The sequence below is a fragment of the Pseudoalteromonas sp. MEBiC 03485 genome, from assembly GCF_004195145.1.
GTDB classification, from domain to species: Bacteria; Pseudomonadota; Gammaproteobacteria; order Enterobacterales; family Alteromonadaceae; genus Pseudoalteromonas; species Pseudoalteromonas apostichopi.
The window spans coordinates 1,444,800-1,471,008 of record NZ_SGBT01000001.1 but is presented as its reverse complement, the minus strand read 5'-3'; the positions used below and the strand labels follow the sequence as shown (position 1 = coordinate 1,471,008).

General features: G+C 41.5%; 26 protein-coding genes. 15 read left to right on the top strand and 11 right to left on the bottom strand.

The window, feature by feature from the left end:
* Window positions 1-5: 5 nt before the first annotated feature.
* The 6 genes from EVU92_RS06815 (at window position 6) to queG (ending at window position 6,496) form a co-directional block, all read left to right on the top strand.
* Window positions 6-824 carry a hypothetical protein gene (locus tag EVU92_RS06815; protein ID WP_130050568.1) on the top strand — a complete coding sequence of 273 codons (819 nt, stop codon included), beginning with the start codon at window positions 6-8 and terminating at the stop codon, window positions 822-824.
* Window positions 814-2,340, top strand: coding sequence for a polyamine aminopropyltransferase (locus EVU92_RS06810; protein WP_205987923.1), 1,527 nt, complete (start codon window positions 814-816; stop codon window positions 2,338-2,340). Before EVU92_RS06815 ends, EVU92_RS06810 begins: the two co-directional genes overlap by 11 nt.
* 87 nt (window positions 2,341-2,427) lie before the next feature.
* The gene (locus EVU92_RS06805) at window positions 2,428-3,294 is read left to right on the top strand and encodes a DMT family transporter (RefSeq protein WP_130050567.1); all 867 of its coding nucleotides are present in this window, start codon (window positions 2,428-2,430) and stop codon (window positions 3,292-3,294) included.
* On the top strand, window positions 3,291-3,989 hold the full coding sequence (locus EVU92_RS06800; protein WP_130050566.1) for a glycerophosphodiester phosphodiesterase family protein: 699 nt from the start codon (window positions 3,291-3,293) through the stop codon (window positions 3,987-3,989). The genes EVU92_RS06805 and EVU92_RS06800 overlap by 4 nt, the downstream gene beginning before the upstream one ends.
* An 84-nt stretch (window positions 3,990-4,073) precedes the next feature.
* The gene (locus EVU92_RS06795) at window positions 4,074-5,291 is read left to right on the top strand and encodes a methyl-accepting chemotaxis protein (RefSeq protein ID WP_130052241.1); all 1,218 of its coding nucleotides are present in this window, start codon (window positions 4,074-4,076) and stop codon (window positions 5,289-5,291) included.
* A 71-nt stretch (window positions 5,292-5,362) separates the two neighbouring features.
* Entirely contained in the window at window positions 5,363-6,496 is a 1,134-nt protein-coding gene (gene queG / locus EVU92_RS06790; protein ID WP_130052240.1) for a tRNA epoxyqueuosine(34) reductase QueG, read from the top strand.
* Between the two features lie 14 nt (window positions 6,497-6,510).
* Here queG and EVU92_RS06785 read toward each other — a convergent pair whose 3' ends face one another.
* The 3 genes from EVU92_RS06785 to EVU92_RS06775 form a co-directional block, all read right to left on the bottom strand.
* The gene (locus EVU92_RS06785) at window positions 6,511-7,638 is read right to left on the bottom strand and encodes a response regulator (protein WP_130050565.1); all 1,128 of its coding nucleotides are present in this window, start codon (window positions 7,636-7,638) and stop codon (window positions 6,511-6,513) included.
* Between the two features lie 19 nt (window positions 7,639-7,657).
* Entirely contained in the window at window positions 7,658-9,607 is a 1,950-nt protein-coding gene (locus tag EVU92_RS06780; RefSeq protein WP_130052239.1) for an ATP-binding protein, read from the bottom strand.
* A 142-nt stretch (window positions 9,608-9,749) separates the two neighbouring features.
* A complete protein-coding gene (locus tag EVU92_RS06775) occupies window positions 9,750-10,241 on the bottom strand; it encodes a GNAT family N-acetyltransferase (protein WP_130050564.1) in 492 nt (163 codons plus the stop codon).
* Between the two features lie 75 nt (window positions 10,242-10,316).
* Between EVU92_RS06775 and EVU92_RS06770 the strand changes: the two genes are divergently transcribed.
* The 6 genes from EVU92_RS06770 (at window position 10,317) to EVU92_RS06745 (ending at window position 15,729) form a co-directional block, all read left to right on the top strand.
* Window positions 10,317-10,892 carry a glutathione peroxidase gene (locus tag EVU92_RS06770; protein WP_130050563.1) on the top strand — a complete coding sequence of 192 codons (576 nt, stop codon included), beginning with the start codon at window positions 10,317-10,319 and terminating at the stop codon, window positions 10,890-10,892.
* Window positions 10,893-10,964: 72 nt separating this feature from the next.
* Entirely contained in the window at window positions 10,965-11,246 is a 282-nt protein-coding gene (locus EVU92_RS06765) for a peptidylprolyl isomerase (RefSeq protein ID WP_054552716.1), read from the top strand.
* Window positions 11,247-11,306: 60 nt separating this feature from the next.
* On the top strand, window positions 11,307-11,885 hold the full coding sequence (locus EVU92_RS06760; protein ID WP_130050562.1) for a glutathione S-transferase family protein: 579 nt from the start codon (window positions 11,307-11,309) through the stop codon (window positions 11,883-11,885).
* Window positions 11,886-11,902: 17 nt separating this feature from the next.
* On the top strand, window positions 11,903-12,253 hold the full coding sequence (locus EVU92_RS06755; RefSeq protein WP_054552718.1) for a DUF2750 domain-containing protein: 351 nt from the start codon (window positions 11,903-11,905) through the stop codon (window positions 12,251-12,253).
* A gap of 115 nt (window positions 12,254-12,368) precedes the next feature.
* Complete coding sequence (locus EVU92_RS06750) at window positions 12,369-13,046, top strand: hypothetical protein (RefSeq protein WP_130050561.1); 678 nt, start codon at window positions 12,369-12,371, stop codon at window positions 13,044-13,046.
* Window positions 13,047-13,158: 112 nt separating this feature from the next.
* Window positions 13,159-15,729, top strand: a complete 2,571-nt coding sequence (locus EVU92_RS06745; RefSeq protein WP_130050560.1) for a M1 family metallopeptidase — start codon at window positions 13,159-13,161, stop codon at window positions 15,727-15,729.
* 39 nt (window positions 15,730-15,768) lie between these two features.
* On the opposite strand, the gene EVU92_RS06740 is transcribed toward EVU92_RS06745, so the two are convergent.
* Window positions 15,769-16,134 carry a hypothetical protein gene (locus EVU92_RS06740; RefSeq protein WP_130050559.1) on the bottom strand — a complete coding sequence of 122 codons (366 nt, stop codon included), beginning with the start codon at window positions 16,132-16,134 and terminating at the stop codon, window positions 15,769-15,771.
* A 65-nt stretch (window positions 16,135-16,199) separates the two neighbouring features.
* Entirely contained in the window at window positions 16,200-17,069 is an 870-nt protein-coding gene (locus tag EVU92_RS06735) for a hypothetical protein (RefSeq protein WP_130050558.1), read from the bottom strand.
* A 230-nt stretch (window positions 17,070-17,299) separates the two neighbouring features.
* Here EVU92_RS06735 and EVU92_RS06730 point away from each other — a divergent pair, with 230 nt between their 5' ends.
* The 3 genes from EVU92_RS06730 to yjjG are packed head-to-tail and all read left to right on the top strand — an operon-like array spanning window position 17,300 to window position 19,474.
* Complete coding sequence (locus EVU92_RS06730) at window positions 17,300-18,199, top strand: phosphoribulokinase (protein ID WP_054561042.1); 900 nt, start codon at window positions 17,300-17,302, stop codon at window positions 18,197-18,199.
* A 49-nt stretch (window positions 18,200-18,248) separates the two neighbouring features.
* On the top strand, window positions 18,249-18,788 hold the full coding sequence (gene yjjX, locus EVU92_RS06725; protein ID WP_130050557.1) for an inosine/xanthosine triphosphatase: 540 nt from the start codon (window positions 18,249-18,251) through the stop codon (window positions 18,786-18,788).
* Window positions 18,789-18,799: 11 nt separating this feature from the next.
* Entirely contained in the window at window positions 18,800-19,474 is a 675-nt protein-coding gene (gene yjjG / locus EVU92_RS06720; protein ID WP_130050556.1) for a pyrimidine 5'-nucleotidase, read from the top strand.
* A gap of 71 nt (window positions 19,475-19,545) precedes the next feature.
* Here the strand turns inward: yjjG and lpxC are convergent, their stop codons facing one another.
* The 6 genes from lpxC to murC form a co-directional block, all read right to left on the bottom strand.
* Complete coding sequence (gene lpxC / locus EVU92_RS06715) at window positions 19,546-20,457, bottom strand: UDP-3-O-acyl-N-acetylglucosamine deacetylase (RefSeq protein ID WP_036971181.1); 912 nt, start codon at window positions 20,455-20,457, stop codon at window positions 19,546-19,548.
* Between the two features lie 104 nt (window positions 20,458-20,561).
* Complete coding sequence (gene ftsZ, locus EVU92_RS06710; RefSeq protein ID WP_130050555.1) at window positions 20,562-21,809, bottom strand: cell division protein FtsZ; 1,248 nt, start codon at window positions 21,807-21,809, stop codon at window positions 20,562-20,564.
* Window positions 21,810-21,830: 21 nt separating this feature from the next.
* Complete coding sequence (ftsA, locus tag EVU92_RS06705; protein ID WP_130050554.1) at window positions 21,831-23,063, bottom strand: cell division protein FtsA; 1,233 nt, start codon at window positions 23,061-23,063, stop codon at window positions 21,831-21,833.
* Window positions 23,060-23,839: a cell division protein FtsQ/DivIB gene (locus EVU92_RS06700; protein ID WP_130050553.1), complete on the bottom strand. Its 780-nt coding sequence runs from the start codon at window positions 23,837-23,839 to the stop codon at window positions 23,060-23,062. Before EVU92_RS06700 ends, ftsA begins: the two co-directional genes overlap by 4 nt.
* A 1-nt stretch (window position 23,840) precedes the next feature.
* Window positions 23,841-24,761 (bottom strand): D-alanine--D-alanine ligase, encoded by a 921-nt coding sequence (locus tag EVU92_RS06695; protein ID WP_130050552.1) that lies wholly within the window; start codon window positions 24,759-24,761, stop codon window positions 23,841-23,843.
* Window positions 24,758-26,209: a UDP-N-acetylmuramate--L-alanine ligase gene (murC, locus tag EVU92_RS06690; protein ID WP_130050551.1), complete on the bottom strand. Its 1,452-nt coding sequence runs from the start codon at window positions 26,207-26,209 to the stop codon at window positions 24,758-24,760. Before murC ends, EVU92_RS06695 begins: the two co-directional genes overlap by 4 nt.

Sequence of the window (26,209 nt, the reverse complement as noted above, 5' to 3'; positions counted from 1 at the left end):
AATGGATGAACATCTATAAGCTTTTTATAATTGCCGCTATCACACTTGTTGTTTGCTTAGTGATACGTGCAGATCTACAAGCGCCACTTATTAGTGGCCAATATGGCAACTTTAAAGACTACGACGGACAAGACAAAGCCTACCTATTTACAGTGCCAGAAGATGGCCAAATGATGCGCTTAGAAATAAAAGGCAGACTGCCTTTAAACTCATGGAAAGCCATTGATATCGAAATTTTTGACCCTGATGGTCACTATTTATTTAGTTACTCTGATGAACTTTGGGCTGAAACCGGACACGATTCAGATGGTAAATGGACTGAGTACCGTGACTATACTCACCACGATGTTCACTTCCCTAAAAAGGGACAATATAGCGCCTACGTCAGCAGTACTTTCGGCCCAAATAAACGTGCCGAACATTTCAGCTATACATTTCGTATTATCCCAATCAAAGGTAACAGCAATTTCATGCTACCGCTGTTATGGATTTCTGGTTTTATTGGTGGTGTAGCGCTGTTTGTAATGCTGCATCGTTTAGAGGCAAAGCGTGAAGGAACTGATATCACTTATAAGCCAATCAATAAGTTAAATCCTGAAGCTATAAAAGCAATGGAATCACGTATCTCAGTTTGGCCTATTGTCTTACTGTTTTTAGCACCCGTGCTCTTCTTTTCTTTCTTGGCATATGGCAAAGGTGACAAAGAGCAAGATTGGCAAGTTTACTCCTATCACCACCTCACAATAAGCGTTGATAAACAATTACGTGAACAAAGTATTGGTAGTGCAGGTTTCCGTTCACGAGGCGGCCCAGGTGGTAAATAAATCAATTCGCGAAAGCCACATTTTACTGTTTAGTATTTTTGTTGCTGGCCTTTGCTCTATTATCTATGAGCTACTGATTGCAACTACCGGTGCCTACTTTTTGGGTGATAGCATCACCCAATTTTCTCTGACAATTGGCGTCTATATGGCGGCAATGGGAGTTGGCTCTTATTTTTCGCGTTTTGTGCCTGATAAGCCATTGCTGGTGTATTTTATTGGTTTTGAGCTACTGCTTGCACTACTTGGCGGCTTGAGTGTGCCATTACTGTATTTCTGTTATGCGTTTGGCTTACCACTGCAAGCAATTAGTATTTTACTCACCACGTTAATAGGGGTTTTGATTGGCTTAGAAATTCCGCTTTTAAGTCGCCTAATGGAAAAACATTATGCGCTAAAAGCAAACCTCGCCAACGTGTTATCTATTGACTACTTTGGTGCACTACTCGCGACGTTACTGTTTCCTTTTTTATTTTTACCTTGGCTTGGGGTTTTTAAAACAGCCCTAAGCTTTGGCTTAATGAATATGAGTATTGCGCTATTATTGCTGTGGTACTTTATCGACCATATCAGCCCAAACCGTCGAAAAGTACTGAGGCTCACTCTTGTTTTAGTTAGCTCAATATTGGTGCTTTGTTTATTTGCCAGTAAACAGCTCACCCATCTTTGGCAAAGCCAAATCTACGATGACCGTGTTGTACACTCAGAACAAACGCCCTACCAACAAATTGTACTGACTCGTCATAAAAATGATATTCGGCTTTATTTAAACGGTGGCTTACAGTTTTCATCGATTGATGAGTATCGCTATCACGAAGCGCTTATTCATCCCGCTATGGTGCGCCATGGTAATGCCAAACGTATTCTCATTTTAGGCGGTGGCGATGGCTTAGCAGCGAGAGAACTTTTGAAATACCCGCAAGTAGAGTCTATTACCCTCGTCGATTTAGACCCAGCAGTCGCTAGGCTTGCGCAAACTAATCACAACCTCACAACACTTAACAAGCACTCACTCAGTGACCCTAAAGTGACTGTTATTCATCAAGATGCCTATGTCTTTATTGAGCAAAGCGAACAGCTGTTCGATATTATTTTTATTGATTTACCGGATCCAAAAGCAATCAATTTAGCACGGCTTTATAGCCAGCAGTTTTATCAACTGGTAAAAACACGAATGCTAAATAACGGTATTGTGGTAACCCAAGCTACCAGTCCATTTTTTGCGAAACAGGCATTTTGGTCTATCAACAACACGCTCAGTGCTGCAGGCTTTGCTCATACCTTGCCTTATCACTTGAATGTGCCTTCTTTTGGTGAATGGGGCTTTGTTATGGCTTGCAACTTAATGTGTAGCAACCACCAAGTATTGCCTGTTAACACCCGCTATTACCGCCCTGAAAATGACGCACAACTGTTTATTTTTACTCCAGACATTAGCGCTAGCAATGAAAAAGTATCGACACTTGATGAGCCAAATGTGCTGCACTATTACTTACAAGGTTGGAAATATTGGAACTAAACGAATGGATTAGCCCATTTGGGGAGTTTACAAAGTAAAGGATTACCGTTAAAAAGAGAGTTAATAACAACAATAATAAGGTTTGTAATGCAGGCGCACAAACAAAGCCTAATGTACTTACACATTGCAGTACTCCTATTTGGTGGTACTGCATTATTCGCCAAGCTGGTTAGCCTGAGTGCATTAGATATTACCGTTTACCGAACAGCAATTGCAGGCTGTGCGCTACTGGTCTTACTCGCATTGCAAAAGAAAGCCATCAAGCTTCACTCTCGTCGTGATTATCTTATAGCCTTATTACTTGGTGTAACTGTCGGAATTCATTGGCTCACCTACTTTGCAGGCATGCAATTGGCAGGTATTGCTGTCGGTATGATTGCCTTTTTTACTTACCCTGTTATCACGGTGTTTTTAGAGCCTTTTTTTCATGGCAGCAAACCGCAGCTCAAGGATATTTTTAGCGCCTTGGTGGTGATGCTGGGTATTTATTTACTTATTCCTGATGCCAGCTTAGGCAATGATGTAACCTTAGGAATTGCAATTGGTATATTATCAGCGTTCTTTTTTGCTTTTAGGAATATCGTTCACAAGCGTTATTTTAGTCAATATGGTGGCCCACAAACCATGCTTTATCAAACGTGGATCGCCTGCATTATGTTATGCGCCTTTGTAGAAGTGCCGCCATTACAAGTTGATACAATTAATTGGCTGTTATTAATTACTGTAGGGGTTATTTTTACAGCAGCACCGCATTCACTGTTTGCAGCAAGTTTAAAAAACTTATCAGCTTCAACCGCTGGTTTGATATCGTGTTTGCAACCTCTATACGGTACGTTTTTCGCTTTTTTGATTTTGCATGAGCAACCTTCAATTAGCACTCTTATTGGCGGCGCACTGGTGATTAGTGCCGCTTTTTATGAAACATGGTCAGTGACTCGCAGGTATAAGCAATGATGAAAGTTTTCGCTCACAGAGGTGCCAGTGGTACCTACCCAGAAAATACCCAGAGCGCCATTATCGCCGCTGTAGACTTGGCAGTAGATGGTATCGAAATTGATGTGCAAAGCTGCCTTGATGATTACATGATTATTCATGACACTTGGCTTGATCGCACAACCTCAGGTCGCGGTAAAGTAAACGCCTGCTCAAAAGAGCAAATTCAGCAATACGATGCAGGAAATGGCGAATGTGTGCCGACTTTACAGCAAGCAATCGATTGGGTTGGTGATAAAACCCTACTTAATCTAGAGCTCAAACATACTTTTTCGTTAGACAAGTTTGTTGAGCTTATTGAGTCAAATGTCAGTACCGGGAAAATTTCTAGGGATAACCTGTTAGTCTCTTCGTTCGATCATCACCAACTGATGTGGCTAAAGCAAAAACTGCCTTGGGTAAAGATTGGCGCACTCACCGCTTCTATTCCTATTAATTACAGCGAGTTTGCGCAAAAACTCCATGCCTATAGCATTCATGTAGATAAAAACTTTATAAACCATGAATTTGTTGCTGATGCAAAACAACGCGGCCTTCAAGTTTATGCTTACACGGTCGATAAAGTAGAAGATATCGAATTAATGCTAGAGTATGGCGTAGATGGTATTTTTACTAATTTTCCATGTCATACACAAATGACACTACAGTCACTGTAACTCAACAAAACTAAGCTATACTGTTGAATTATGTGACATTGAATAATAAAAAATTACGCCAAAATGAATCAACACACCACCTTAATGAGTAGCTATATGCGCATTTACAATTTTATCGAACAAACATTCTTTTACACCCTTACACGTAAGATTGTCGGTAATTTAGGTTTTGTGTTTACGTTTCAAGCGATTACTTTGATCTGGTTATACAGCAGTCTTTCAGAACAACAAGCGAGTATGGGGCTGTTTTGGTTGATGGCGCTCATTATCGTTGCGAGTTTTATTTTTACTATTTTCTACATGCGCTTTTTGATTGTACGACCGGTGCAGGCCATGCGCGATACACTTGAGCAAATCAATCGCCATGATGCTGATTTATCTGCCAAGCTACCGCATTTTACCTACGATGAATTTCGTGATTTAAGTGAGCAGTACAATACATTTACGACTCATTTAGCAAAACTATTAGCCACCACTTATCAAAGTGCACAAGCCAGTGCCGATAGTAGCTCTAAGATGACTCACTCGATGCAGCAAACCGCCCAGATGAGCCTCAAGCAAATAGAATTCAGCCAAACAATTACCGACTCAAGTAATCAAATAACATCGAGCCTTGAGAATATCTCTGCCAATACTGACAGCGTTCATCACGTTAATAATGAACACTTAAACTTTGTTAAGCACTCGGCCACTGAGCTATCGGCGCTGGTTAAAAAAGTCGCGATGATAAGCCAAATTTTGGGGAACTTCTCAGCGACAGTATCTGGCCTCAAAGAAAACAGTGAAAATATTCGCACTATTTTAAAAATGGTCGAAGAGTTTTCGGATCAAACCAATTTGCTTGCTCTCAATGCTGCAATTGAAGCAGCACGAGCTGGTGAAGCCGGCCGTGGTTTTGCTGTGGTTGCCGATGAAGTCAGATCGCTATCTGTCAAAGTGAACGACGCAACCCGCCAGATCAGTGACTTTATTAATCAAATGAATAGTCTGGTAAGCGAAACAAATAAAGAATCTGAGCAATTAATTAGCCATTCGAGTGAAGCTGAAACCGCGATTAGTAATACCTCTACAGGTTTTACTAATATGCTTGGTGAATTTGAGCAAAATCAACAGCAACTGCAGCAAATTGTTAGCGCAGTGCACTTATTAGAGCAAACCCAAACCCACACTCATCAAACGGTTGAGCAAATAGTTGCTTTAGGCGAGCAAGCGAAACAACAAATTGATGAATCACTCGCGGATTGCCAACAGTCGCACAAACTAAGCCAACAAACCCAAGAGCAATTAAAACGCTTTGTGTAATCGGCTTTTAACTGCTGCTCTGAGTCAAACTATGTTAAAGTAGCCGCTTCTTGGCTACTTTTTTATTGACCGTGACAACACCCGCTATTGATTATGAACAACTCGCACTGCAAATAAAGCAATGGGGTAAAGACCTTGGCTTTGCAGAAGTCGGGATCACTGATATTGACCTAACTAAGCACGAAGCTCAGCTACAACGCTGGTTAGATTTAGGCTATCACGGTGAGATGGAATACATGGCAGCCCATGGTATGAAGCGAGCGCGCCCTGCAGAGCTGGTCCCTGGCACGCAGCGAGTCATCTCAGTAAAAATGAACTACCTGCCGCCTGATGCGAGTTTTGCTAAAAACCTTAAACAAACCGACAAAGCGTACATCAGTCGCTATGCATTAGGTCGTGATTATCACAAGTTAATTCGTAACCGTTTGAAAAAGTTAGGCCAGCAAATAGAGCAGCAAGTTGGCCAGCTCGGTTTTCGTCCTTTTGTTGACTCAGCCCCTGTACTTGAAAGGCAACTGGCCGAAAAAGCAGGCTTAGGTTGGCGTGGAAAACATAGTTTATTAATCAATAAAGAAGCTGGCTCTTGGTTTTTCTTAGGTGAGCTGTTTGTTGATATACCGCTGCCTATTGATGAAGAAAATAGTTTTGAAGGTTGCGGTAAATGTGTTGCCTGTATGACACTGTGCCCAACTGGTGCAATTGTCGAGCCTTATGTAGTTGATGCCCGTAAATGTATTTCTTACCTTACTATTGAGTTGCAAGGCGCTATTCCAGAAGAGTATCGCCCACTATTAGGTAATCGCGTCTATGGCTGTGATGACTGCCAGTTAGTGTGCCCATGGAATCGCTATGGTCAGCTCACCGATGAAGCTGACTTTCACCCAAGAAAGCAGCTTAAAGATCAAGACTTACTGACTTTATTTGCATGGGATGAAGCAACCTTTCTTAAAAATACCGAAGGCAGCCCTATTCGCCGTATTGGCCACGAGCGTTGGTTAAGAAACCTGGCAGTAGGACTGGGTAACGCTGATTACCACGAGCAAATAATCAAGGCTTTAGAGCAAAGATTAACCACAGCCACGCCTTTAGTCGCAGAGCATATCGAGTGGGCACTTGCTCAACAAAAAAATAAGCGCCAGTTAAAGCTTCGTAAAACTGCGCGCTTAATTCGTATTGTTGAAAAAGGTCTGCCAAGAGATGCTTGATAGCTAGCTTTACTCTATCGTTTTAATAATTGCGATAGGTCATTCTCAATCTCTTTAAAAGCCACTTTTACGCCTTTAACCGACTCTTCACGGGCCACTGAGTTTTGAATGGTTTCGTCGACCTTTTGGTAGATAAACACCTCTTGATCTTCATCTAAGCCCATGGTCGGTATACGTTGCTCTAAATCTTCTTGAAGCTGCTTAAAAATCGCTTCATTATTGATACGGTTTTCGTTTAAAAGCTCAATCAAGCCAGTAAATTTACTATGCACCTTACTCACGGCATCATTCAATTGTTGTTGCTGCTCAAGGAGCTCTTTTTTTGTAATAATCGCTTTAAGCTGCTGCTCAGTAACACTCACTAAAAAGCAAATATGATCTCGAATTCGACCGTGTTTATCTGGATCTTGCTCCGGCATGTTCAAGATAAGCAAACTAATCATTTCATAGTTAACTAAAATCCGATTTGAGAACTCATGCAAACGCCCTTTACTTTTCAGCATTTCAAACAGCTCGATCACAATTGGCGAACACACACCCGACACCGAAAAATGTAATATTTCATTATGTAACCGAAACTCAACGTTACTTTGCAACTCAAATGCGCTTAGGCAATTTAAAAAGGCTCTACCGAGTTCTTGTTCATTATCAATCGAGCCTATATGCTCTATATAGTTAACAATTTGACCCATTTCGCTGCTATTTGCCATAGCATTAAATGCAGTTGAAGTCGCATCTTCAACTTGCTGTTCTAGCGATTCTTTTTCAATCAGCACTTGATTTAAATGCTGTAGCTTAAGCTTGAGCTCATTATGGCTAAATGGCTTCACAATGTAGTCTTCTGCTCCGACGGAGTAGCCTTCCATGCGCTCCTCAACAGTGCCTCTGGCTGAGACAAACATCACAATAATTTTTTGCGTATTAGGGTTTTCTTTCAGCTTACGGCATACGTCATAACCACTCATTTGTGGCATACTCACATCAAGTAAAATCACTTGTGGGTCGAACTTCTCTACGACTTCTAAACATTCAGGGCCGCTATTAACCATTTTCAACTCAAATTCAAGATCCTCTAAGATCTCTTCAATTATCTCTAAATTAAATGGTTCATCATCTACCGCTAAAATACGTTTCAAGGCCATAATTATCTCTTCCCTTTTATTAATTGATCGATATAGATTGCTGCTCGTTTGCCAAGTGTTGCGGCAAGTCTATTTCTAAGGGTAACCGCACCAAAATAGTGGCGCCCCCGTACTCATTGTTACTTGTCGAAATAGTGCCTTGATGTAAGGCTACAAATTCACGACAAATAGCTAATCCAAGCCCGGTGCCTCCCGCACCACTGTTGGTTTTACTGCTTTGCTCAAACTTAGCAAAAATCTTTTCGAGCTCTTGTTCAGGAATACCTATTCCTCGGTCAATAACAGCGATTTCGGCCATCTGCTCATTGACCGCTAAACTAATATCAATTTCACTATTCGGTTCACTAAATTTCAGTGCATTACCTATCAAGTTACGCATAATTTGGTTCACTTGTTCTTCGTCGCAATCAAGCACAATACCTTGTTCAAAACCTATCGGCCGAATTGCTATATTTCTTTCAAGGGCTGTGCCTGACACATCATCAATACTAGTTTTTATAATATTGCTTAAGTTATGCTTTTGAGGATTGAACGGGAATTTCCCGACATCAAGTTTCGATAGATCGAGCAAGTTATTTAGAAGCGACAATAATCGTTCACCACTCTGCTCAATTCTCGATAGGTATTTGTTTAACTTGTCTTTACTTAAATCGTCGTTGGCAACCTTATCAAGCCCAAACCGAGCAAAGCTAAGAATTGAATGCATGGGGGTTCTTAGCTCATGAGACATATTAGCCAAAAACTCAGATTTACTATGGCTTGCTGCTTCAGCAACATTTTTAGCATGCTCTAGCTGTGCGGTACGTGCTTTAACCTCTTCTTCAAGTAAGTCTTTAGCTTCAACGAGTAAATCTTCTTTCTCTTTAAGGTGCGTTACATTTTTAAAGATCACCGCTAATGCTATTTCACCATGATGATCAATTTCGTTAAACGAGCCAACTAAAGGCACCTCGCTTCCGTTTTTCTTGAGTAGTCGCAAGTCACAACTAAACTGACGGTTCTTATTTAAAGTCGCGATCTTATCTTTAATTCGCTCAGTTGAAGCAACATCAAAAAACTCAAATACCGAGCAATTCTCAAACTCTTTTAACGGTTTTTCAAAAAGCTGCTCACAGGCGTCGTTAGTTTCTATAACCTTACCACCGCGTTCAAATAAAATAATGGCATCTGGGGTATGTTTAAAAATGACCCGGAGTAAACTGCCTTTTTCAATGAGTGCATCAACGGTATTTTGCAAACGCTCAACTAATTCAGTGTTGTGGCGTCTTAATAATTCGGTTTGCCAAAGTTTATGTACTGATTGCAATAAACTATTATCATCAACCGGCTTAATAAGAACATCTTCCACCCCTTGGCGAATAGCCGCTACCATTGAGACTTGGTCAGGCTTTGAGGTATAAAGCAAGCAACGACTATTTGGCTGATGTGTTTTGAGCTTATTAAAGAGCTCAAGGCCTGTACCATTAGGAAAAGTAAAATCGCTGATGAGTAAATCAATATTGTGCTCTTTAAAAACATCCAGAGCTGATGCTGTGTTATCTGCGGTGTAAGTTTTAATATGTGCCCCTTTGAGATTTAGGGCAACTTGAGCCAAACGTTCTGCGCTATGGTCAACAAGAAGTACTGTAGGAAGTTGAAGAATATTGTTACTTTCTAACTCAAGCACCCCCTCTAATAAAGAGCTAATTTCTTTATTTGCAAAAAAGGGGTAAATCACCACAGCATTAGGTAACAAGCGATTTACTTCACTAAAATGTTCAAGTAAATCACTACGCTGCGCTTTAGGCGCTAACAGCAAGAAGTGCTCTTGTGAGAATACCCCCATTAGCGTTTTAATAACTGTGGTTGGCACACCATGAGACGCAGCCACAAGATCAAAGTCTTGCTCTAAAACAGCATCATCGACCATTGCAAAATGTAATAGCTCAACCCTACAACCAATGAGCTCAAGTAGAACCTTGACCCGCATTGCTAAAACACTATTGCTATCAACAATTAAAATTCTTCGCACAGTAGACTAGACTCGCTTAATAATAAATACCTATTTTAGCGTAGCCTAAAATCGCAATGGGTCACAATTTGTACCGCATTTTTTATTAGCTTTTAACGAATTAACTGTCTAAACGCTTACCTAAAATTGTCAGACTGTATGCTTTATTATCCATAATCGCAATCTCAGGAAGTTCTCCCCAGACCTTGTAATTAAAACGATTAAACAGATTTATGCTTGGTAGATTATGACTAAAAATAAAGGCCAACAAAACCTTAATGCCGAGCGTTTTTGCATGGTGTTCTGAAAATGTAAGCAATTGTTTTCCAAGCCCCTGCCCTTGAGCTTGTTGTGTGATATAAATGCTAATTTCAACAGTACCATCATAGGCTGGGCGGCCATAAAAAGACTTATAGCTTAACCAAGCGAGCACTTTACCTTGTTGCTCAAAAACAAAGATCGGTCTTTTTTCTGTGTGACTTTCAAACCAAGCTTGTTTGTCTGCAACCGATACCTCTTCTGTATCTGCGGTTACCATACGCCCAGGAATGGTCTCGTTATAAATAGCGACTATGCCAGTTAAATCGTTTTGTGTTGCTTTTCGAATCGTCATAAATAGCTGAAATTAAATGATCACTTTGCCGCATATTAGCGTATATTCAACACAAATAACTAGCGGGAAATAACTATGTATAAATATGCCTTGTTACTTGCAGCAGGCCTAATAACAACAAACCTTGCAGCACAAACCACTGAAGCCGCAGAAGCGCCTAAAGCAAGCAGCCAATGTGACGATTTCACCAATGTTACGATGAGGAAATTGCGTTCGAAAGAGTCTATTAATTTTTGCGAATTCAAAAACAAACCACTTTTAATCGTCAATACCGCAAGTAATTGTGGCTTTACAGGTCAATTTGAAGGCTTAGAAGCTCTCCATAAGGAATACAAAGACCAGGGCTTAGTTGTATTGGGTTTTCCATCTGATGACTTTTTCCAAGAAGAAGACGATGAAAAAGACACTGCAAAAGTATGTTTCATCAATTATGGGGTGACTTTTAATATGTTGGCTACCAGTGCCGTTCGCGGAAGTGATGCAAACCCCATATTCAAACATTTAAACGAAGTTACAAGCTCACCTAACTGGAACTTTTACAAATACTTAGTGTCTGCAGATCGTAAGACAGTGCAGCGCTTTAACAGTAAAACCAAGCCACAATCGCAGACTTTACGCGATGCAATTGAAGCTGAGCTGACTGCAAAATAAATTTAATTTTTCGTTCGGTAAATATTGAACTAAACTAGTAATTTAATACTAAAACACACATTAGGAGATGTTATGGCAGTAGCCAGTGCAAGACACATTCTCGTAGACAGTGAAGCTCACTGTTTAGATTTAAAACAGCAAATTGAGCAAGGAGCTGACTTTGCAGAACTTGCTCGTGCTCATTCTAATTGCCCATCAGGTCAAGATGGCGGTGCATTAGGTGAGTTTGGCCCTGGCATGATGGTTCCTGAATTCGACAAAGTCGTATTCTCTGCACCAATTAACCAAGTACAAGGTCCAGTGCAAACCCAGTTTGGTTATCACCTTCTCGAAGTAACAAGCCGTACTGACTAATTTACAAATTGATTTCAAAAAGCCGCTTCACAGCGGCTTTTTTTTGCAAAGGATACCATCATGCAATTACTAGGCTCGACCACATCACCTTTTGTGCGCCGTATTCGAATTTGGGCGGCACTTAATAACCTACCTATTGATTTTATTAATTTGGATATTTTCTCTGAGCAAGACAGACAAACCATGATTGCCCACAACCCTGCCAGAAAAATTCCTGTATTAATCGACCATGATTTTACCTTATGTGATTCCAACTCAATTATTCGCTACTTGCTCGAGAAAGCTGATCAGCCGTTACTTAGCTGGCAGCAAGAGAACTATTTAACCATTATCAATGCCTGCAATGATTCACTGGTAGAAATTTTACTTTGTCAGCGTTCAGGGTTTGATACCAACAGCGACAAACTATTTTTTAATTTACAGAATGAACGAATTGTTGAAACATTAGCCTATTTAAATAGTCATTTATCAGAGCCAGTATTTAAAAGCTGTGAATACCTCAACATCAGTTTATACTGCTTGCTAGATTGGATCCGCTTCCGTGAATTAACTGATTTTAGCCAACTAAAAAACTTAGTTGATTTTTATCATAAATTCGCCGATAAAGCGGCGGTACAACAAACAGATCCACGAATATAAAGATAAGGGTTACGCAAATGAGCGATATCGAAATTGAATCAGAATTAGTTAGCTTTGTAGAAAAAGTTCGTTTGAACGAATCTATGTGGGCACTGGGTGCCGAAGATGGTGGTTTTGTTGTCTGTGAATCAAACCAATTTAGCGACACAGATGTGCTATTACTTTGGGGCACTGAAGACGCTGCAAAAGCACAATGTAAAGATGAGTGGCAAGACTATACGCCCGTTGAAATTGGCCTAGACGAATTTCTTGATGAGTGGGTTGAAGACCTTAACGAAGATGATGCACTTGTGGGTTTAAACTGGAACGATGATCAAGTTTGCGTTGAAATCGAACCGGTTGGTCTAGCTAAAGCGCTTTGTGATTAATAGCAATCCTTAGGCTTACAACGACACGGCTACTTTTATAGCAGTGTCGTTAAGCTGGAAACTTGATACTTATCAGGTATACTCTTCGACACATCTTTATTATCAAGGTATTAGGTTGAAGTCCCATCTTGGCCGTAGGCCCTTTTCGGCTATGGAATTACATACCCTATATAATGGTTACATTTACGGTGATCAGCGTTTGGTGCGTGAACAAGCTAAGCACTGGCACTTTTGGCTTCCTTTATTTGCCTACTACACCGGTGCATACAGTGATGAAATTGGCCATTTAACCCTTGATAATATTGTCACCCTAGATGGTGTCCGCTGCTTTGATTTTCATACTCATGGCAAGATAAAGCCCCGCTATGTGCCTATCCACAATGCATTACTCGATGCAGGACTTAACCAATACTTAAGCTATTTAAGCGAACAAAACCAGCAACGGCTGATGTTTGATTTACCTGCTAAATCAGGTCGCTATAGCGAAAAAGTGCGTATTTGGTTTTCTGGTGAAGGTGAACGCGCTGGTTATTTACAAAAATGCGCTATTCCCAGTGTTGATCAACAAGGTATGAAAACTGCGATTAGTAGCTTACGACTTAACTTTGAACAACAAGTTCGCATTCACGCACTGCAAGCCAACTGTAAAGACGCCTTTAACTACTTACTTGGTTTTAAAGATTACAATGAGCAACGCTTTATTGATATGCAGTTATTAAATACCGTGCTACAAAATGTGCGACAAATAAACCCACAACTGCATTGGCAACGTTTCATCGACCGCCATAATTAGCTGACAAACTTTGTTACTAACTATTTATTACTGTTCAAATTAAAACCTGATAGCATGGTGATTCGCCCCTCATAGCAGGTGCCTTTCTAACAACAAAAAATCAGGGATACTTATGTTCTTAAAAAGCCTATTAACGGTGAGTGTTGCACTTGCTGTTAGCTCTGCCCATGCCAATGAATATGTTATCGAAAAGCTTGCCAAGCCTAGTTCACAACAAGTAGCACTTACGCTTGATCCTGCAAAGGACAATTTTTCTGGTCATACCGAAATTGCCCTAGAAGTTCTAAAAGCGACAAATTATATCGAATTAAACGGTATTGATTATGCCGTTAGCATGGCAAAAATTTTAGGTGCAGAAAACTGTGACCTAAGCGCTGAAATGCTAAAAACAGGTAAAGTTAAATTTTCTTGTGATGAAAAAATTCAACCTGGGAAATACACATTAAAAGTTGATTTTACAGCACCTTACAACCGTCAAAGTGTTGGTTTATATAAAACTCTAGATCAAGGTACGCCTTATCTTTTCACACAATTTGAAATGAGTGATGCTCGTCGCGCATTCCCTGTTTTTGATGAGCCAAGTTATAAAATTCCATTTCAACTAACAATCACTGCGCCAACATCACAAAAAGTGTATGCCAATACACCGGTATTAAAAACCAAAGTTGATGGCGATATGACAACGCACTTTTTCGACAAAACACCACCGATTCCTTCTTACTTAGTAGCAATGGCTGTCGGCCCATTTGAAGAGCTCGAAATTAAAGGCATGCCAATTCCTGGCCGCGTTCTGACTCCACAAGGTAAAATTCATCTTGCTGACTACGCAAAAGAAAATATGCCTCGAGTGTTAAAAGCACTGGAAGATTATTTTGGCATTCCTTACGTTTACAAAAAACTAGACTCAGTGGCAGTGCCAGAATTCCCATTTGGCGCGATGGAAAATGCTGGTCTAGTTACTTACCGTGAAGACATTTTACTGGTAGATCTAGCAACAGCAACGCGCAGTAAAAAAGAGCGTAATGTATCAATCATTGCCCATGAATTAGCGCACCAATGGTACGGTAACCTAGTTACCATGAAATGGTGGAATGACTTATGGTTAAACGAAGCGTTCGCAAGCTGGATGGCAGCGAAGATCACTGCGCAAATCAACCCAGAGTTTGAATCACACTTAGACTTACCACAAAATTATGTAATGGCATTAGACGCGCGTTTAAGTACTAAGCCTATTCGTAAGCCCATCAAAACCGAAGCAGATATCATGGATGGCTTAGGCCTTGCTTACAGTAAAGGCAGCGCGGTGTTATCTATGGTTGAAAACTGGATAGGCGAAGAGGCATTCCAACAGGGTATTCGTGCTTATTTGAAGAAATTCTCTTATAAAAATGCAGAAGCAGCCGATCTTTGGCAAGCATTAGGCGAAGCCTCTAATAAAGATGTAGCAAGTGTTCTGAAATCGTTTATCGAACAATCATCTTTCCCTCTTATTAAAGTAACGCAAGATGGTAAGAAAATTAATATCAGCCAAAGCCGCTTTGTAAATGCTGGCGTTGATGCACCTGCACAGCTTTGGAATGTTCCGGTTTCTATTAAGTATGGTGCGGGCGACAAAGTTAAAACCGCAAGTGTACTGCTGAATAAAGAAACACAGCAACTGACTCTCGACTTTGAACCTGAGTGGATTTACCCAGATCAAGGGGCTATGGGTTATTACCGTTGGGTGTTAAATGACGCACAGTTTAATGCTCTATTAGAGAATGCTGCTGACAAGCTAACGGTGCGTGAGCGCTTAGCGCTACTTTCTGCAGTTGATTCATTACTTGATGCAGGTGTTATCTCTGCGGCTCACTTAATGCAAACTTTAGAAGCTTTTGTGAGTGATGCTCACCCATTAGTGGCAAACACAGCATTAGGTTACCTTGCTGCTCAAAAACGCGTATTCGAAGACGACAGCAACCGTGACCTATGGCCTAAGTTTATCCGTAACAGCATTGCACCTGCGGCGAAGCAGTATGGCTTAACAGCAAAAGTAGGTGAAGACGCTGCGGTATCGCAATTACGTGCGCAAGTTATTGCCCGTTTAGGTTTTGATGGTCAAGATCAAAAAGTGATTGATACAGCAAAAGCGCAAGCGGCGTTGTACTTAAGCAACCCTGAAAATGTTGACCCATATTTAGCATCAACTTACTTAAACCTTGCGGCTTACCATGGTGATGCCAAGTTACTTGAAAAGTACAAGCAAACCTTTAAAACCACCAAAGATCCTCAAGTTCGTACTAAAATGCTGGCAGCGATGGGTTATTTTGGTAAACCTGAGTTACAAAAAGCGGTTCTTGAATACAGCTTAACTGATGAAATAACTGCGTCTGATATGCGCACACTTTTAGGTGGTTTGGGTTATGGTAAAGAGCGTGAAGCACTGTTTATTGAATGGATTTACAACAATTACGATGCGATCACTAAGAACTTACCTCCGTTCTTCGTACCAAACTTGCCGTTCTTCACGACGGCAAGCTGCGATGCGAAAAGCCTAGAGAAAACCAAAACCTTCTTCAACGATAAAATCACTGAAGTACCAGGTTATGCTCGCTCTCTTAGTAAGCTAGAAGAAAGCGTCAATGATTGTATTGCACTGAAAAACCGTGAGCTAAACTCGGTGAATAGCTTCCTTAAACGCTAATTAAAGCAAATACGAAAAGGGCCACAATGTGGCCCTTTTTTATTGCGCTAAAATAGCAGTTAACTTAGTTATAAATTGCTCAGCCGCTTCAGGTGAGGTGACTTTAAATGCAATACCATAATGAATGGGCTGTGCACTTTTATAAATGCGCGTTGGAAAACGGGTCATTTCACTACTGTGAAAGTAGTCTTTGATACGCGTAATGCCCTCTATTGACTCGAAATCAGCACTGAATACTTCAAAAATAGGTCTAATAACGATTTTTGCTTGGCCACTTTGCTCATGAACATAAAATGCCTCTTTTGAGCTAGCTGGCATAAATTCGTTAATATTCTTAATCTTAAAATTACTGCGGCAGCCCGCTTTTACCAGCTGTACACTCACTTGCTCGGCAGAAAAAGACAAAGGCGTTCCTTACATATAACGTGGATAGTTTAGCCACAGTACAGCAATCAGGCTGAAACCGTTACTCATTTATTACATACAAATGCCAGCTTGCTCTGTTTGTAATTTAAACGCGAGATTGAACCTTCACAAAAGCGTCTTAAATCGAGCCACTGTGATACTACTTCAGGCTCTGTCAAACTGCGCTTATGAACTCGGTTATTAACCGCATAGGCTACAGTGTCTTTGTCAATTAAAGCAAAGTCTTGCACCGACTCCGGTAATCTAAATAAATCATTAACTTCCTCAGTTTGCGGCGTAAAGCGTGCAACCCAGTTTTGGCTATCTTTGTTATAACTAAACAAATAACTGTTTGTGTGTTCATCAAAAATTAAAGTACGGCCAATATCACCGGCAATGACACGCGGTTTAGCAGCTGCAACACGAGTGTATTGCAACGTATGCGGCTCACCTAAGATGAACATAATCAGATCTTCATCAGCGCCCCAAGCGTGGTAGCCAACCGGCTCAATCCATTCAAAAACTCGGCTAGCAACAGATTCTTCTGCTAATGGATACTGCCATAACTTTTGCTTGCCATCTGCTTCGACCACGATTGCCGACAAGGCTTGCTGATTTGGCATCAGCGTAGGCGAGTATTCACTGACAGGCGTGTTGGTGATATTCACGCTGCTCTTAGATGTAAAGTTATAAAACGCAATATCGGTTTGTGACTGGCCATTTTCGTCAACAACCTCATGGGTATAGTAAAGCCCTGTATCAACTAAAAATGGTTGATTATTATAAGCTTTATCATCTGTTACTCGCGACACCTGCATACCATATGGGGTGTCTAACTCGGCAAGTAATATTTCGCTTTTAGGCATCGCTGCATGTAAGTGACTGGTAAAAAATGTCCCTGCTGCGACGAAAAGTAAAGACGAAATCAATTTCATGTTGTTCTCTCGTTTTAATTTTTATCAGCCCATGATAGCGTTAATTAATCCGCCAGTCACTTGACCTTACCATGCTCGACCTTTATAACTAGGACGTGTTCGTTTTTTATCAGTTTCTACTGATTGATTTTATGCACGATAATACCAATCGAGCTAAGTAACTGACCATTTAACACGCTAGAATGGTTAACAATTTAAGCCGACTGGTATCAACAATAACGAGAATAATTATGTCAGCTAAACACCCTATCATCGCTATTACCGGTTCATCTGGGGCGGGGACTACCACAACCACCAATGCGATTAAGCACATTTTTAGAAGCTTAAGCATTGATGCAGCCTTCATCGAAGGCGATAGCTTTCATCGTTATACACGTCCAGAAATGGATAAAAAAGTCCGTGAAGCACAGCAAGAAGGCAAGCATATTAGCTACTTTGGCCGAGAAGCTAACGATTTTGGCGCCCTTGAGGAGCTTTTTTACCAATATGGCGAAACCGGACAAGGTAAAATCAGACGCTACTTACATACTTTCGACGAAGCGGTTCCTTATAACCAACTACCGGGCACCTTTACCCCTTGGCAAGATTTAGAATCAAATACAGATATCTTATTCTATGAAGGTCTACATGGTGGTGCTGTCGATGAAAATCATGATGTTGCTAAGCATGTTGATTTATTGATTGGCATGGTGCCTATTATTAACCTTGAGTGGATCCAAAAGCTCATTCGCGACACCTCTGAACGAGGCCACTCTCGTGAAGCGGTAATGGGCTCTATTGTGCGTTCAATGGACGACTACATAAACCATATTACTCCGCAGTTTTCGCGTACTCATATTAACTTCCAGCGAGTGCCTACCGTTGATACCTCAAACCCATTCAGCGCAAAAGATATTCCTTCTTTAGATGAAAGCTTTGTTGTTATCCGCTTTCGCGGCATAGATGACGTGGATTTTCCCTACTACTTGAGCATGATTGAAGGCAGTTTTATGTCTCGTATTAATACGCTTGTGGTGCCTGGAGGCAAAATGGGCTTAGCAATGGAGCTCGTTTTAACGCCGTTAATTAAAGATATTATTTTGAAAAAGCGCGCACTTGAAAATTTAGCCCCGGTTGACTTGCCGATTTAACTCACTCGGGTACACTGCTGACTCTGTCGAAAATAATGGAGTCGTCGGCTTGAAACAAACATTACGTGTTATTGTCGGTTCAAAGAACCCTGTTAAAATTAACGCAGCTAAACATGTCTTTAGTCTTTACTTTCCAAACCATACGATTGAATGCCTAGGCGAACATGCGCCTTCTGGTGTTCCAGATCAACCGCTAGGCGAAGACGAAACCCGTATTGGCGCTGAAAACCGTGTTAAATATTGCCAAAACCACTTTGATGCCGACTTTTATGCAGCAATGGAAGGTGGCGCAGAACAATTTAGTTATGGCGCAGCAACCTTTGCCTTTGTGGTGATTGCAAACACGCAACAATTTAGCGTTGGTCGCAGTAGTAACCTGCCGTTACCGCAACCTTTTTACGATGCCTTGCTAGCTGGTAAAGAACTAGGTGATGTCATGGATGATGCATTCAATACCGTTAATATTAAACAACAAGGTGGCGCTATTGGCTTACTAACCAATCACCTTGCTACGCGTGAAAGCACCTATGTACAAGCGCTGACACTGGCAATGGCGCCATTTTTACACCCTACTCTATTCAATCAGTAATTAGGATAACCATGAAGTATAGCCACGTATTATTCGATGCCGATGAAACGCTATTTAGCTTTAATGCATTTGAAGGTTTAAAAGTGATGTTCGCTAATTACGGCGTAGAATTTACTGATTCAGATTATCATCATTACCAAGCAGCCAATAAGCCGCTTTGGGTTGCTTATCAAAAGCACGAAATTACTGCTAGTGAGCTGCAGATAACTCGCTTTACAGAATGGGCGAATAAACTCGATGTGCCAGCAAAAGCACTTAACGATGGCTTCTTAGATGCTATGGCTTCTATTTGTGTGCCACTACCCGGTGCCGTTGAATTACTAACAAAATTAAAACCACACGCCAAGCTAGGCATCATTACCAATGGATTTGCTAAGTTACAACAAAAACGCCTAGAGCACACTGGTCTACAGGATATGTTCGATTGGCTTGTTATTTCAGAATTAGTCGGTAAAGCAAAGCCTGCCCCAGAAATTTTTCAACATACATTTCAACTCATGGGTAATCCGCCAAAAGAGCAGATTTTAATGGTTGGTGATACCGCTGCCAGCGATATTTTAGGCGGCCACAATGTCGGTATCGACACTTGCTGGTTGCAACATCCTGGGGTTGAGTTACCAGAAGATATTAAACCAACCTATCAAATCAATCAGTTGGTCGAGCTTGAAGCGATTCTTGGCTTATAGTTCTAGATAAATGATTGGCAAAAAAAATGACGCTTAAAGCGTCATTTTTTATAACTGTAATATGCTTGCGATTAGGCTGTCGCTACTTCTAGGCCTGGTGCTGGCATCGTTACTGGGGTATCGAATGTTGCCCATTCCCATGCTGACTCAGTCGCCATAATTTTACGAAGTAGTTTATTGTTTAAATCATGGCCTGATTTATAAGCCGTGATTTTACCTAGAATGTTGTGGCCAGTCATAAACATATCGCCCACACAGTCTAAGATCTTATGTTTCACAAACTCATCGCTATAACGTAAGCCGTTTGGATTTAGTACTTTAAACTCATCCAATACAACTGCGTTATCCATGCTACCACCTAATGCTAGGTTGTTAGCGTGCATATACTCGATATCTTTCATAAAGCCGAAAGTACGTGCGCGGCTGATTTCTTCAGTGAAGCTTTGTGCCGTGATATCTAAACCGATACGTTGGCGGCTTTCATTGATTGCTGGGTGATCAAACGCAATTTCAAAATCGATGTGGAAACCATCGTATGGTTCGATCTCAGCCCATTTATCGCCTTCTTCAATACGTACTTTTTCTTTAATACGAATAAAGCGCTTAGCTGCATTTACTTCTTTAATGCCGCCTTTTTGTAACAAATAGATGAATGGTAATGCACTACCATCCATGATTGGTACTTCTGAGCTGTCTAATTCAACAATTAGATTATCAATACCCATTGCCGCTACCGCCGCAATAAGGTGCTCAGTCGTAGATAAACGAACGCCATCTTTGTTTGTTAAACAGGTACACAGTTGCGTATCACCAACGGCTTCTGGTGTTGTTTCAAAATCAACAACCGGATCAAGGTCTACGCGACGAAATACTATCCCAGTATTTGCGCTCGCAGGTCGGAGAGTAATAGTGACCTTCTCACCTTTATGAAGTCCAATTCCTATGGCTTTGACTACTTCTGCAATCGTACGCTGTTTAATCATAGGTTCGCTCACTTATAGTTACAGTTAGACGGCGAATTGTATCATAAATACATCCAGCTGCCAATTTGTTTATTTATCGAACAAAATAACCAGTAAAAGTCTATTTAGTCAGCTTGCTTTCTAAGAAAAGCAGGGATATCGAAATAATCTCCCCCTTCTGACTTATCAGATTTTTTGCTGCTCTCAGTGCTGCTAGATACTGAGCTGCTCGATGTACTTTGTTGTACTGGCTCTTGCTTTTCAGACGCTGATGACATGCTTACATCATCGCTGCTACCTTGACTTGCAAAGCTTGGTACATACATGCTGCTAGTTGTTTGGTTCATTGAGCTTTGTACATCAGAACCTGATGCTTTCTTAAAGCCATTATCAACAATACCAAACTGTGGACGACGATCGCCGCCTAAACCTGTTGCAACAACCGTTACACGTAACTCGTCGCTCATTTCAGGGTCAATTACCGCACCTACAACCACTGTTGCGTTTTCTGACGCAAGTGCTTTAACGTGGTTACCAACGATTTCAAATTCTTCAATCGCAATATCCATACCTGCGGTGATATTAACTAGGATACCTTTAGCACCTGTTAAATCGACATCTTCAAGTAATGGGCTTGAGATAGCAGCTTCTGCCGCTTCTTGAGCACGGTCAGGACCAGACGCAGATGCTGTACCCATCATCGCAGTACCCATCGCTGACATAACAGTACGTACGTCGGCGAAATCCACGTTGATTAGACCAGAACGGGTGATTAGCTCTGCAATACCTTGTACCGCACCAAATAACACATCATTCGCTTTTGCGAAGGCATCTAATAGTGTAGTGCCTTTGCCTAAAACTTTAAGCAATTTGTTGTTAGGAATTGTAATAAGTGAATCTACAGTTTCTGACAATTCATTAATGCCTTGTTCAGCAGCTGCAGCACGCTTTTTACCTTCAAAGTCAAACGGGCGCGTTACAACTGCAACCGTTAAAATGCCTAACTCTTTAGCAATTTTAGCAACCACTGGCGCAGCACCTGTACCGGTACCACCACCCATACCAGCTGCGATGAACACCATGTCAGCACCTTCAAGACTGGCACGGATAGTTTCAGCGTCTTCTTCAGCTGAATTACGGCCCACTTCTGGGTTAGCGCCCGCACCTAGACCAGAGGTGATTTGTGTACCTAGCTGTACAGTTACATCAGCTGATGAATTACGTAATGCTTGTGCATCCGTATTCGCGGCAATGAAACGTACGCCTTCAATTTGTTGTTTTACCATGTGCTCAACAGCGTTACCGCCGCCACCGCCCACGCCAATTACTTTAATGACAGCTTCTTCGCTGTGCTGTTCCATCATATCAAACATGTTTACTCTCCGACTTGAGTTTTAAAACTCACCTTGGAACCATTTAGTAATACGGTTCCACCAATTATTATCACCTTCAGCTTTCGATTTTTGTGCATTCATCGATTGCATAGTACGGCCGTATTGTAACAAACCAACCGCGGTCGCGTACGAAGGATCATCTACATAATCTGTCAAACCAACCATCCCGATCGGCTTGCCAATTCTGACTGGCATTTGGAAAATGTCTTCTGCCACTTCCATTGCCCCAGCCATTTTTGCTGTTCCGCCAGTAATGACGAGACCTGCAGCAATTTGGTCTTCAAAACCTGAGCGACGTATTTCTTCCATAGCCAGCTCAAATAACTCTCTAAAACGTGGCTCAACAACCTCAGATAAGGTATGGCGCGACATAATACGCGCAGGTCTGCCACCTACACTCGGTACTTCAATCGTATCTTCGTTGCTTGCCATTTGGCTACTTGCACACGCATATTGTACTTTGAGTGACTCAGCATGTGATATAGGAGTTCTAAATATTTTTGCAATATCACCAGTCACTTGGTTACCAGCTACCGGAATAACGGCTGAGTGGCGAAGCGCACCATTAATATAAATAGTGATATCCATCGTACCACCACCAATATCTAGAACAGCTACACCGAGCTCTTTTTCATCGTCGGTTAATACTGAATAACATGATGCCAATGCCGTGAAGATCAACTGATCAACTTCAAGCCCACAACGCTCAACACATTTTTCGATATTCTTAGCCATATCGTTTGAGCAAGTAATGATATGCGCCCGAGCTTCCATACGTACACCGCTCATACCTAATGGGTTTTTAATCCCTTCTTGCATATCGATGCTGTACTCTTGTGGCAGTGCATGCAGCATTTTTCGTTCTGCCGAAATAGGGACCGAACGAGCAATGTGGATCACATTTTCAATATCTTCGTCAGTCACTTCAGTGTTGTTAATCGCAACGACACCGCTTTCGTTTTGGCACTGGATATGTTTTCCAGAAATACCCAAATAAACAGAGCTGATACGACAATCAGCCATCAACTCAGCTTCGTCTATAGCGCGACGAATCGACTCAGAAACAAGGTTAAGGTCGTTAACGCCACCTTTATCCATACCATGCGATACTTGGCTGCCAACACCCACAATGCTTAGTTTATTATCTGCGGTGATTTCACCAACGGTGGCCACAACTTTCGATGTGCCAACGTCTAATCCAATCACTAGGTTTCTTTCTGCTGACTTGGTCATGCCTTACTCTTATTTTCTAATTGTTCTTCTTGCAATGGCTTCCAGCTCACTGCAAGGCCGGTATCATACCGTAAATCAACAACATCGATTTGTGCATCTGCACGTTGTTCCATGCGCGGATACACGTCAATAAAACGCTGTACACGCTTTGCTTTTTCTTTGCGGCCTAAGTTCAGGCGAATGCCGTTATCAAGCCATAACTGCCACGAAAAGCGCTCAGAAAGCGCTAAACTGGTCAGCTCTAAGTTATTCAATTTTAGCATTTCTTGAAATTGACGAAATGCTGTCCACGCTTCGATTTCACTGCCTTCTGGGCCATATAGTTGAGGCAAGCTAGTGGGTAATTTGTCACTACTTGCTTGAAACACTTCACCAGCTTGATTTAACAGTAAATCACTATTCCAGTGCGCTACAGCTTGGTGCTCTACTACATATACCTGCAAGGTATCAGGCCATTGTTTTCTGACCGATGCCGTAGCAACCCAAGGCAAGCTTTGTACTAAGCGTTGCACATGTTTTACGTCTAATTCAAAAAAACTCGATAAGTCGGCTTTTCTTATTGCACCAATAATTGCTTTTTCATCAGTGTATTGGGGCTGCCCTAAAACTGATAAATGCTTTATTTGCGCGTCTTTGTTCTCTACCAACCAATCTGAGACGCCTGTGGTGATTTTTACTAATGCAAAAATCACCAATAGAAAAAAGCTCACACCAAAAATCAGCGACCAGTTTAACTGCTGTTTTAATTGTTGCACTTTTTCTAAAAAAGAATGCATATTAAAGTGTTTGCTCCAAAATGCGAACAACTAATTGCTCAAAGCTTGAACCATTCGCTTTTGCCGCCATTGGTACTAAAGACTTTTCTGTCATGCCAGGTACCGTATTTACTTCTAATAAGTAAAAGTTACCTTGCTGATCGCGCATTGCATCAACACGGCCCCAACCACTTGCACCGACTAAATCAAACGCTTTTAATGCCATATCTTGCAATAATTCAGTTTCTTGCACAGATAAATCTGCAGGGCAATGGTACTGAGTTGTATTTGATTGATACTTAGCTTGATAGTCATAAAAACCATTTGGCGTCGTCATCTCAATGACAGGTTGAACATCTTGCCCTAGTACAGCAACAGTAAATTCACGGCCAGTGATCCACTGTTCCACCAGTACTTGGCTATCAAACTTAAATGCGGCATTAAGTGCAGTATCTAGTTGCTCTGCGTTATTTGCTTCTGCCATACCAATACTTGAACCTTCATGTGACGGTTTTACCATCACTTTGCCAAATTCATTGATAATCGCTTGGCTATCAAATTCATTGCGGCTATCAACTACAGCATAAGGTGCTGTGCTCAGCCCCATTGCTTTAAATAAATGCTTACAACGTACTTTATCCATCGCAAGCGCAGAACCTAAAACATCACTGCCTGTATATGGAATCCCCATAAACTCGAGTGCACCTTGAATGGTACCATCTTCACCACCACGGCCATGAAGAGCAATAAATACACGTTCAATGTTTAACTCTTTTAATTGCCATAACGGCTGATCTTTAGGATCAAAAGCAATGGCATTAACACCCACACTTTGCAAAGCGCTCAATACGGCTTGGCCTGATTTTAGAGAAACTTCTCGTTCGGCAGATGTGCCACCAAAAAGTACCGCTACTTTGCCAAATTTGTCGCTTAACTGGCTCATACATTTACCTGCTTTAGTTGTTCAATAGACAACTTAGTTGCTGCTAACTTTTTCACTAACTGGCCTATGTTACCAGCGCCCTGTGTTAAAACTAAATCATTATCTTGCAGTGTATTCGCAAGTACACCGGCAAGCTCAGAGCTACTAGCAACATGTAATGGCTCTTTACCTCGCTGTCGTAAGCTACGGCATAAACTCTTGCTGTCAGCACCGACAATTGGCTCTTCACCTGCTGAATACACATCAAGCAATAACAACTGATCAACGTCAGCCAGTACTTTGACAAAATCCTCGTACAAGTCACGAGTACGACTATAACGGTGCGGCTGGTAAACCATCACTAAACGTTTATCCGGCCATCCCTCACGAACCGCCGCAATTGTCGCTGCCACTTCTGATGGGTGGTGACCATAATCATCAACTAACATGACATTGCCACGTTCATTTTCAAACGTTCCGTAATGCTGAAAACGACGGCCTACCCCTTCAAATTTTGTTAGCGCTTCTAAAATTGCATGGTTAGCAATGTTTTGATCTTTAGCAACTGCAATTGCAGCCGTTGCATTAAGCGCGTTGTGCTTGCCCGGCATATTAAGCGTTACTGCTAGGCTTTCACCTTGTTTATTCACCACATTGAATGAGCAAGTATTCGCTGTTTGGCTAAAATCAGCCATTCGATAATCAGCTTCTGCTGATTCACCATAGGTGATAACAGGGCGTCCAAAACGAGGAATAAGTTCTGCCGCAACTTCAGAATCAATACACACTACAGCTAAACCATAAAACGGTAAGTTATGAATGAAATCGACGTAAGTATCTTTCATTTTTTCTAAGCTACCGCCATAGGTGTCCATATGATCTTCTTCTACATTGGTGATCACCGATACCATAGGTTGTAAATGTAAGAATGACGCATCACTCTCATCAGCTTCAGCTATTAAAAAATCGCTTTTACCTACCTTGGCATTACTCCCTGCACTATTTAACAAGCCACCAATAATAAAGGTTGGATCAAGGCCTGCTTGTGCATAAATGCTGGCAATTAAACTGGTTGTTGTGGTTTTACCATGGGTGCCTGCCACTGCGATACCGTGGCGAAAACGCATTAATTCAGCCAGCATTTCTGCACGGCGAACAATTGGAATACGCGCCGCTTTGGCTGCTTTAATCTCAGGGTTTTGCTCATTAATCGCACTTGATACCACCACAACACTGGCATCTTTTACATTATTTTCGTCATGACCAATAAATACTTCTGCACCCAGTTGAATTAAGCGCTCAGTCATCGCACTGTGCGCAATGTCTGAACCTGTGATGCGGTAGCCTTCAAAAGCAAGTACTTCGGCAATACCACCCATACCTGCGCCACCAATACCAACAAAGTGGATGGTGTCGATACGACGCATCGCAGGGCGAGTGTTGTTTTCTTTCATCGTGCTTTCTTTCAC